The organism is Mesorhizobium sp. M0771 (genome assembly GCF_040320155.1).
GTDB lineage: Bacteria > Pseudomonadota > Alphaproteobacteria > Rhizobiales > Rhizobiaceae > Mesorhizobium.
Window position 1 is genome coordinate 1 of sequence record NZ_JAMYPC010000048.1, and the last position, 8,535, is coordinate 8,535.

9 protein-coding genes and 2 pseudogenes are annotated in these 8,535 nt (G+C 55.3%); 6 read left to right on the forward strand and 5 right to left on the reverse strand.

Annotated elements, in window-relative coordinates:
* Positions 1 to 195: 195 nt before the first annotated feature.
* The gene (locus NKI05_RS31665; RefSeq protein WP_352794136.1) at positions 196 to 762 is read right to left on the reverse strand and encodes an SET domain-containing protein-lysine N-methyltransferase; all 567 of its coding nucleotides are present in this window, start codon (positions 760 to 762) and stop codon (positions 196 to 198) included.
* 416 nt (positions 763 to 1,178) lie between these two features.
* Between NKI05_RS31665 and NKI05_RS31670 the strand changes: the two are divergent.
* Positions 1,179 to 1,387, forward strand: a pseudogene (locus NKI05_RS31670) (IS481 family transposase); the annotation flags it as partial.
* A gap of 164 nt (positions 1,388 to 1,551) precedes the next feature.
* On the opposite strand, the pseudogene NKI05_RS31675 reads toward NKI05_RS31670, so the two are convergent.
* Positions 1,552 to 1,701 (reverse strand): annotated as a pseudogene (locus tag NKI05_RS31675) (IS630 family transposase); the annotation flags it as partial.
* A gap of 116 nt (positions 1,702 to 1,817) precedes the next feature.
* On the opposite strand from NKI05_RS31675, the gene NKI05_RS31680 reads away from it, so the two are divergent.
* From NKI05_RS31680 to NKI05_RS31695, 4 genes are all read left to right on the forward strand, one after another.
* The gene (locus tag NKI05_RS31680; protein ID WP_352794138.1) at positions 1,818 to 2,807 is read left to right on the forward strand and encodes a helix-turn-helix transcriptional regulator; all 990 of its coding nucleotides are present in this window, start codon (positions 1,818 to 1,820) and stop codon (positions 2,805 to 2,807) included.
* 289 nt (positions 2,808 to 3,096) lie between these two features.
* Positions 3,097 to 3,408, forward strand: a complete 312-nt coding sequence (locus tag NKI05_RS31685) for a hypothetical protein (RefSeq protein ID WP_352794140.1) — start codon at positions 3,097 to 3,099, stop codon at positions 3,406 to 3,408.
* Positions 3,405 to 4,070, forward strand: coding sequence for a GntR family transcriptional regulator (locus tag NKI05_RS31690; RefSeq protein WP_352794142.1), 666 nt, complete (start codon positions 3,405 to 3,407; stop codon positions 4,068 to 4,070). Before NKI05_RS31685 ends, NKI05_RS31690 begins: the two co-directional genes overlap by 4 nt.
* Before the next feature lie 560 nt (positions 4,071 to 4,630).
* Positions 4,631 to 5,185: a gamma carbonic anhydrase family protein gene (locus NKI05_RS31695; RefSeq protein WP_352794144.1), complete on the forward strand. Its 555-nt coding sequence runs from the start codon at positions 4,631 to 4,633 to the stop codon at positions 5,183 to 5,185.
* Between the two features lie 14 nt (positions 5,186 to 5,199).
* Here the strand turns inward: NKI05_RS31695 and NKI05_RS31700 are convergent, their stop codons facing one another.
* The 3 genes from NKI05_RS31700 to NKI05_RS31710 form a co-directional block, all read right to left on the reverse strand.
* Positions 5,200 to 5,388: a hypothetical protein gene (locus tag NKI05_RS31700; protein ID WP_352794146.1), complete on the reverse strand. Its 189-nt coding sequence runs from the start codon at positions 5,386 to 5,388 to the stop codon at positions 5,200 to 5,202.
* A gap of 32 nt (positions 5,389 to 5,420) precedes the next feature.
* Positions 5,421 to 5,606 (reverse strand): hypothetical protein, encoded by a 186-nt coding sequence (locus NKI05_RS31705; protein ID WP_352794148.1) that lies wholly within the window; start codon positions 5,604 to 5,606, stop codon positions 5,421 to 5,423.
* Between the two features lie 184 nt (positions 5,607 to 5,790).
* A complete protein-coding gene (locus NKI05_RS31710; RefSeq protein ID WP_352794150.1) occupies positions 5,791 to 6,096 on the reverse strand; it encodes a hypothetical protein in 306 nt (101 codons plus the stop codon).
* 745 nt (positions 6,097 to 6,841) lie between these two features.
* Here NKI05_RS31710 and NKI05_RS31715 point away from each other — a divergent pair.
* Positions 6,842 to 8,437 (forward strand): M81 family metallopeptidase, encoded by a 1,596-nt coding sequence (locus NKI05_RS31715; protein WP_352794152.1) that lies wholly within the window; start codon positions 6,842 to 6,844, stop codon positions 8,435 to 8,437.
* Positions 8,438 to 8,535 lie beyond the last annotated feature (98 nt).

Below are 8,535 nucleotides of genomic sequence, written 5' to 3' on the forward strand. Positions count from 1 at the left end.
ATGCCGCCGTCGAAACGGGCGACGACGGACTTGCCGCCGACTGATGACAAACCGCTCAGCGGCAGCGCAAGATCGTTCATGGTGGGTGTGGTCTCCGGGAAATTTTCGGATCGGCTTAAGCAACCAAATCCTACGTCATTCAACGGGCTTGCACCACATTCACCAACCACCATAAACCCCCATGAATTTTTCGGGCTAGGAGCCAACCAACTTTGCAAACATTCCTATCCCCCTCGGAAACCGTCCAGAGTTCCGTTGGAGATAGGGAGCGTAGAATCCTGCAGAGAGCATCGGATGATCAGGAGGCAACGTGAAGAAGCCTCCGGCGGATTTTCGGCAATTTGCCGCTGAACAAAGACAGACTGGTACCGCGATACTCTCGCTCTCTGAGGTAGCATAATCCCAGGTCAGTTCGACGTCACGAGAGATTTCCTGAATAGCGATAAACTCATAGGCTCCGAATCGGTTAGGCGCGATCGCTAGATTGGGATTACAAGAATGGTTCGAGCGGATAGCTGGCTCCTCAAACAGAGCATGAACATTCCAATCCATTTGAATTGTGTATATCGTCCTAACTTCTTCCAAACGGTCGATTAAACCAATCATAACGACCTCGCCGGGCAAGAATTGACGAGCAGAGAAGACGCCATGTCCTCTGTCGCTGCCTGTATCGACAATTCTTGTGTTGCGTGCATTGATGACTCTTGCGCATCCAGCATCATCAGCCAGTATAGAATGGGATTTAGTTTTTTTATTCGGCATAATGTGATCCTTGTTGATTAGTCACATATTTAGAGCATTTATGCTTTCGAACGCCTGTCATGTGAATGAACGCCTGTCATGTGAATGGAGGCTGGCCGTACCGGCTCGGCAACGAAGGACATTCAAAATTCGTGCCCATCAGGCTGACACGAGCTGAAGCAAGAGATTTCCTTGCTGTTCAGCTATTTTCCCGAGGCAGGACATGAAAAGGCGGTGCAACCGGCCGCAGACGGCGGGCGGACTCGACAGACCCGACAAACCCGACAAACCCGACAGAAAATGTCGGTAAGCGCTCAATTTTCTGCACCTAGGCATTTGTGAGCAGGATCGCAGAGATGTGTCCATTCTCAATGCAAGAGATGGACGAACCTAGCAGTGGAAAGACGGTGCTGGGGAACGGCAAGCGGTCGGACTATAAGGACGCCACCGTCAAGCGCTTCTATTACGAGAGCCACGACTAACTACGCACCCATCTCGCCGACTTCGTTGCGCCTACAACTTCGTTCGCAGACTCAAGACCCTCAAGGGTCTCACGGCCTACGAGTTCATCTGCAGGGCGTGGGCGTCACAACCGGAACGCTTCAACCGCAATTCGCTCCAGCAAATGCCGGGACCAAACACTTAGAGCGGTTCAGATTGTGATGGATTCCCGTCGGACTGATTTTGTGACTCAAGATGCTGGCTAGATCGGAGGCGAGCATCTCATGACGGCTCCCATTTCAAACGATCTTCGTGAGCGTGTTGTTGGAGCGATCGAGGCCGGCGAGAGTTTGCGCCAGGGCTTCAGATGTCCGCCAGCCGTCGACGGAAAGTCTCAGAAGACAGCCGGACCATCTCACCGGCCAGAAGCTCAAGGGTCCAGCGGGCCCGTCCCGGTGGCGGCTTTGAGCAGGCGGTCGCCACCAAAAGCACCTCCTCCTTGCTCAATAGTTTGCGCTCTCAGCCTCGTCGTCACAACCCCGCCAACACTTTCCCGCTTCCTTGGCACCCACTCCCGTTTGACAACGAGCCAAAAGCGAATATTTTGTTATAACACACTAACGGAGTTCGAGCGTATGAACGCCCTTGAGCAGATCGCCTGGGCGAAGGAATTCGAGGAAGTCCGGACCCCGCCGGAAATGGCCGGATTCGGACGCCGCTGGATACCGCCTTCGAAGTATGCGACGGGCCACGAAGACTGTTTCCAGATAGAGCTTAGCCTTCTGCTGACGACCAAGCACTTCAGGATGCGCGAAGAATGCCTCGAAAATCATCGGGGCACCGACCGTTTGGTGTTCCTCTATCATTTGGATGGACGCCGTACCATCTCCCCGTCAAGGGGCGAAGCACTTAAGCTACAGAAGCCCACCTTCGTCGCCTACTTCCATCCCAAAGGCGTCGACGCGATAAGTCAATGGGCCGAAAGCCAGTCGGAGACGGCGCTGGCTCTCGGCTTCGACCCGCAGGAGCCGCCACGCGTGGTGGCCGAATTTTCTGATCAGCTAGCGGTCCTGCAGGACCTGTTGCACCATCCTGCCGGTCGATTTACCTGGATCGAGCTTCCGCTCTGCTCGGAAATGGAAAAGATCGCAAGATCGGTTATATTTCGCAGCATCGGTCGACGTTTTGTGCACCATTATGTCTCCGCAAAGGCACACGAATTACTTTGCATTACTTTAGACAACATAATTTCACTTGGTTGTTTAAAGTCCGACGCCGTCCTAAGCATGGGTGAGAAGTTGGAGCACATCAAGAACATTCTGGATGGCGGCTTGCACAACAAACTGTCGATCTGCAAGATCGCGGAAGAATTCAATATCCCGAGCCGTAGCTTCAACAAGGCATTCGCAGATCGGTACGGTATAAACGCCCACGATTACCGAACCATGGTGCGCCTATCAAAGGCTGTCGATCTACTCGTTAAAACCGAAATGCCGCTGAAGATGATCGCCTACGAAATCGGCTACGACCATGCTTCCAACTTCTGCCTGGCGTTTAAAAAGCACTACGGCTACACGCCGAAGGAAATTAGAAGCGGCGGCCCTCGGCAGCATGCTGCCGAGTGATCGATCTATTATTTGCGCCGTCATACAGATAATTGGCGCAGGTTCGGGCTGCCCGTTGGCGACCGCGCTCCAGGTTGCATAATCAACTACCGCTGTAAATAACTATTCTGAATTCCGTCAACCGTTCTCCATATGATGTATAAGTCCACACGCAGCATTCTCATGGGGCTCGGAAACTCGGGTGAGGTGGAACCGTCTGTGATGCAGCAGTCCGCTGAAACTAGGGTGCGATCGACGACGCCGTTGCGCATGAACACTCAACCCCGCATGGCGACGGGAGGAGCCGCCCATGACCGCACAAAAACTCGCAGCCGTTTGTCACATCTTGATCTGCAGCGGCTATTTGCTCCCTATGGACGCCAAGCATTCCGTCTATGCCTGCGGTGGTGCGATTGGCGGTAACCCAATCGTAGCGGCCGGCCGCGATGTCCGATATCGCAGCGCCTTCAGGCCACGCCGGGTTATCGACACCAATGGCGGGGTGATCCATAGGGGAACGAAGGTCGTGATACTGTTCCTAATGATGGTGCGCGCCCTTACTGGAACGACTGAGGTAGGCAGTAGGGAAGCGCCTACCAACTGGTCAGGGCTAGGACATTGAACGGTTTGGGCGGCCACCCCCAGACAACGACTCTATCCGACAGAGTATACGGCATTGTGCGTGAAAACCTCAGAAGTGGCGTGTATAAGCCCGGCGAGAAGATTACGCATCGCGCCATAGCCTCTCAAGTTGGAGTCAGTGTTACGCCTGTCCGAGAGGCGATCACGCGCCTGGTGTCGGAGGAAAGCCTGTCAATGGAAGGTCCGAAGACCATTAAAGCTCCAAGCCTGGGGCGGTCAGATTTAGAGGAGATAACAAAGCTCCGTGTCAATCTTGAAGGATGGGCAGCGGAACTTGCGGCGGGAAATGCCTCGACGACCTTTATCAGAGAGTTGGAGCAGCATCATCTTGTCTATTGTGCGCATCGGAGGGCTAACGACTCCAAGGCGAAGATTGTGGCAAACGCCAAGTTCCACTTTGCACTTTATGCTCAATCGAAGGCGCCTAGGCTTCTGACGATTATCGACAACCTTTGGGTGACAATCGGTCCCACATTGGGCCTGCTTGCAAATCGGGGATTCGAAGACAACGACGGTGAAAGATTTCACGACGCCGCAATCGCTGCACTGAAGGCAAGAAATGCTGCCGCCGTCCAGGCCGCGATAGTCAATGATATACTCACCGCTCGTGTCAAGATCCTGCAAATCTTAAAGCCTGAATAAAGTGGCCGCCCGATCATTCCTCCACTGTTTGAAAGGTATCGCAACCAATCACTGTCCGCGCAAGGGTGCAAGGATTCTTGCTCCGTGAGGCTGATGACGGAAATTTGAGCTCAGGTCATGCCCTTTAGGAGACCGAGGGCTTCTTTGTTCGAGGCAGCGGTCATCCGGCAGGAGAAGATTAGCGTGCGCTTTTCCCGTCGGTTCGTGAATCATGCGTCGGGCAGCGGATGACATCTGCGTGGCCGGCCCTTCATATGGGAAGGTGGCGGACCGTGTAAAGCATGTCGACCAGCACAGTGGGCGGCGACGTCAGTACCACCGGCCCTTAGCTAATGGAAATGTGCGACCATCGCACACAAAACCCCCAACCTCCTATTAGGATAGCATCAAGGATACACGATTAATTGCAACCGAATTTGGTTCCTCTTGGGTTTGACCCTCAAGCGCACAAGGGCGCTCAAAGCCCTGCAGGCATCTGCACGAGTGTCAACTCGAAACAACGAGCAACAACTGCGCCTATTCTTCGAAGCGCGACAAAGCCGGACAAATGGGAAGTGTTCATGTCTACAACATCTCGGTCAGTCTACAAACTCGGTTCCAGCCAACCCAAGATTGCCGTTAGTGCGTGGATTGCGCCTTCCGCCACTATCGTGGGTGCGGTGACCATCGGGCCACAGTCCGGCGTCTGGTTCAACTGCGTGCTGCGTGGCGATGACAATACGATCCAGATCGGTGCGCGAAGCAACATCCAGGACGGGTCGGTTATTCACATCGACCCCGGCGAATTCGATGTCGTCATCGGTGACGATGTTACCATTGGACATTCCTGCCTGATCCACGGTTGCCACCTGGAAGACCGCGCTTTCGTCGGGATGGCCTCGACCGTCATGAACGGCTGCATGATCGAGCCAGATGGTGTTCTCGGGGCACGCAGTCTCCTGACATCGGGCAAGCGAGTTAAGTCGGGAGAGTTGTGGACGGGATCACCGGCCAAGTTCGTCCGGATGCTGTCTGAAGAGGAGATTCTAGACTTCCGAAAAACTGCACAAAGCTACGTGCGAAAAGGTGAGCGTTTCCGCTCCGAATTGAACGCAATAAATGGTCAAAGCTGTTGAGTTGGAGACAGCTGTTATGAGACCCGTGCGCGGGCAGCATTTTGCGTTGATTTTTGTTTGATTTTTAGGCTTCCATAGTAAAGGGCGGAAAGATATTGGCGCCAACGTCGTCGGCTGACCGGTCGCGACAGCATCACGTTGGCCGCCTCATAGAGCGCCACACGCACCCCATGGTCGCCGACCTTGGAGATGCGCCCCGTCACGTCGGTCTCGCCAGACTGGTACGTCCTCGGCGTCAGGCCGAATGGGCGCCCACGATCCGGGACGAGCGAAGCCGCGACGGGTCGACGATGGCCGCCGAAAATGTCAGCGCTACCAAAGCGCCGACCCTCGGCACACTCATCAGGTTGCGCACCTGCGCATCGCGCCGTGCCAATCCGACAAGACGCTTCTCGATTGTTTTGAACTCGCACAGCAGCACTCCTCGGGCCTGAGAAGAGCCTCGGCAATCTGCTCCAGCGTGTCATGATGGGCGACCAGTTCGCGAACCCGCCGCTCAAACGTCTTCGGCGTCGTCGGGCCGACCTTCAGGCCAAAGCCACGCAAGACCCCGCGGATGCTCATCTCGACATCGTGCCGCTTCAACTGCAGGAGCTTGCGCGTGGTCAGCAGGGCGCGGACTTCCTGTGCCGCAGTGACTTGCAGTGCACGGGGCGGAACCAGCCAAGCCGCATGAGCTGTGCAATGCCGCGCGTATCCTTGCGATCCGTCTCCACCGACATCTCCTTGAAGGGGTCGCGCACGTGACGCGTCTCGAGAAGCTCCACTGCCAGGCCGGACGCCTGCAGCCCAGCAAATAGCCATTGCGACAGCGGGCCTGCCTCTACGCCAATCCGCGCAAGCGGGACTTCGAACGCCGCAAACCAGGCGATCAGAGCCTCCGGCTCGCTCGCCACCTTCGCTTCCCGCACGATCTTGCCCTGCCATCAACGACACAGATACTTGAGCATTCCACTGACACCTCATCCCGGCATAATAATCCACGGTCGTCTCTCCTTGATGTTTGGCGCTGGCTTCGGCCATGACGCCGTTCACACCATAATTGTGAGGGACAACCGTCTCAACCGAAAGTCTGGCCGCGGCGCCAGAGGCCGCTACCCGATCTAGGCTACCGATTGCATAATCAATCGCCGCAGCAAATAACTATTCTGAGTTTCACGGGTCCGTTCTCCATGCGATGCATAGACACAAACTAGCATTCTTATCTGCTTGGAAACACTAGTGATCGAGGAGCCAACCTACGTGCAGCAGTCCGCAGAAACACGGTCTAAGATCGACGTCGTGTAAGATCGACGTCGCCGTTGCGCTTGAGCAGCGTGTCTATGAAACCTCAAGCCTCACGAGCAGACAGAAATTCGAGGCTGTCAAAGAGGGTCCTGCCTGGTGGCAACAATTTGGGCTCGTCGTCCGTTCCCGCTTTTCTTTCGATCTACGCGACCCAGCAAGGTGATAGATGCGGACGGGCACGAATATACAGATTCGGCAATGCCCTAACCGCCGCCATATTTCAGCTCGCCATGATCTACAACGGCATATTATTACTAGGCGCGGCCGAGTTCACTCCTTGGCCAATACCGAGGAGGAGTTCTCAGAGTTGGAGATGCCTTGACATGATCCTGGACCGACATGGCGGACTGACCAGTAGTGCTAATGCCCATGATGCAAGAATTCACGCCCGGTTTGCCGCGTTCCAACCGTCTGATGGGACCACGACCTTACAAAGAAGGGGCTGATCGAGTGCCAGAAATCTCCAAGCCTTATCGCATTCTCGTTGCCGCCTTCAGCCACGAAGCCAACCGACTGAACCCAAGGCTTGCCGACGAGGACCTCTTCGTGTTGGAGCGTGGTCAGGATATTCTAAGGGCGCCAGCTGGCGTGCTGAAAGGGCTGACTGAAACGCTTGTCACAGCGGGCTTGACAATTGAACCAGTCTTTTCGGCGAGCGGGGGCGCCGGCGGCCTTGTCGATCATGATTTCTACTTGCGTATGCGTCAGGAACTTTTGGATGCCGTTCGGCGAATCAAGCCCGATGCAATAGGCTTGGACCTTCATGGCGCGATGGGCACGACGGAAACGCCAGATGCTGAGGGCGATCTCCTTCAAGCGCTTCGCCAAGTCGTTGGCCCTGCGGTGCCGATTGGCGTCGGCCTCGACCTGCATGGCCATATCACACCCCGCATGCTCGACAACGCCGACATTTGTATTGCTTGCAAGGAAAACCCTCATTCGGACTTTGTCGAATGTGGCCAGAAAGTTGCAGAACTGCTGATCGAGCAACTTGAGGAGCGTCTAAGGCCGGTCACGATTTCGGCACGGGTGCCTATGATCCTGCCGGGTGCGGGTGAAACGGGCTCTGGGCCGCTGGCCGAAATCCATGCAAAAGCACGCGAATACGCGGCTCTGCATCCATCGATTAAGGATATTTCGATCTACAACGTGTTCCGCTTTACCGATGATGACGAAATCGGCCAGGTTGTCACCATCTTGAGCAATGGCCCAAGCGCCGACACACCTTCCATCGCCGTAGACCTTGCGACTCGCTTCTGGATCGAACGCGAGCGTTTCAAGGACGATCTTCTGACGGTTGACGAGGTCTTTGAGCTTGTCCGGAGTTCGCCGGACAAGCGGCCATTTGTGATTGGTGACATGGGAGATCGCACCGCTGCGGGGGCGCCGGGAGACGGTACCATTTTGCTTTCCGCAGCGCTCGATGGCTATCCGGGACTGCGCGGTGCAGTACCTATCACCGATCCCGTCGCAGCGGCCAGGGCGATAGAGGCGGGGGTAGGTGCAACTGTTACGCTGCCTGTCGGAGCAGGATTCACACCGGGTTTCACGCCTCGATTGATCACCGGGCTTGTTGAGTACGTGAGTGACGGAAATTTTATCGTGGAGGGTCCCGTCGGCAAAGGCGCCCCCAGTGCTATGGGACCAACGGCCGTCCTCCGGGTAGATGGCCGCATCCAAGTGCTACTGACCACGAAGCCGGCGGACACCACTGACCCGGCAGCTTTTACAAGTCAGAACGTGGTTCTTGGAGATCTCGATTTCATAGTTGCTAAATCAGGTTTCCACTTTGTTTTGAACTTCGCTGGTCTAGCTAGACCAGTGCTCGTGAATACGCCTGGCGTTGGCTACTATAGAAAACATCAATTCGAGTTCCGGAAAGCGCGCTTCTGGCCCGAACACGATATTGCCAGTCCTGAAATCGCCGCCCGGCAGCATTCTGCAGACGCTCTTGTTGGATTTTAGGAACGACTGGGAACTAATAGTTAAAAATGAAAAAGAGAGGAACGGGAGCATGACAATCACTAGACGCGAAATTATCAAGACAGGTTTGGCTGCCGGGA

Bases quoted from the DNA above. Each gene is read 5' to 3' on its own strand.
- NKI05_RS31665 (WP_352794136.1), bottom strand. From the start codon at position 762: ATGCCGAATAAAAAAACTAAATCCCATTCTATACTGGCTGATGATGCT.
- NKI05_RS31680 (WP_352794138.1), top strand. From the start codon at position 1,818: ATGAACGCCCTTGAGCAGATCGCCTGGGCGAAGGAATTCGAGGAAGTC.
- NKI05_RS31685 (WP_352794140.1), top strand. From the start codon at position 3,097: ATGACCGCACAAAAACTCGCAGCCGTTTGTCACATCTTGATCTGCAGC.
- NKI05_RS31695 (WP_352794144.1), top strand. From the start codon at position 4,631: ATGTCTACAACATCTCGGTCAGTCTACAAACTCGGTTCCAGCCAACCC.
- NKI05_RS31715 (WP_352794152.1), top strand. From the start codon at position 6,842: ATGATGCAAGAATTCACGCCCGGTTTGCCGCGTTCCAACCGTCTGATG.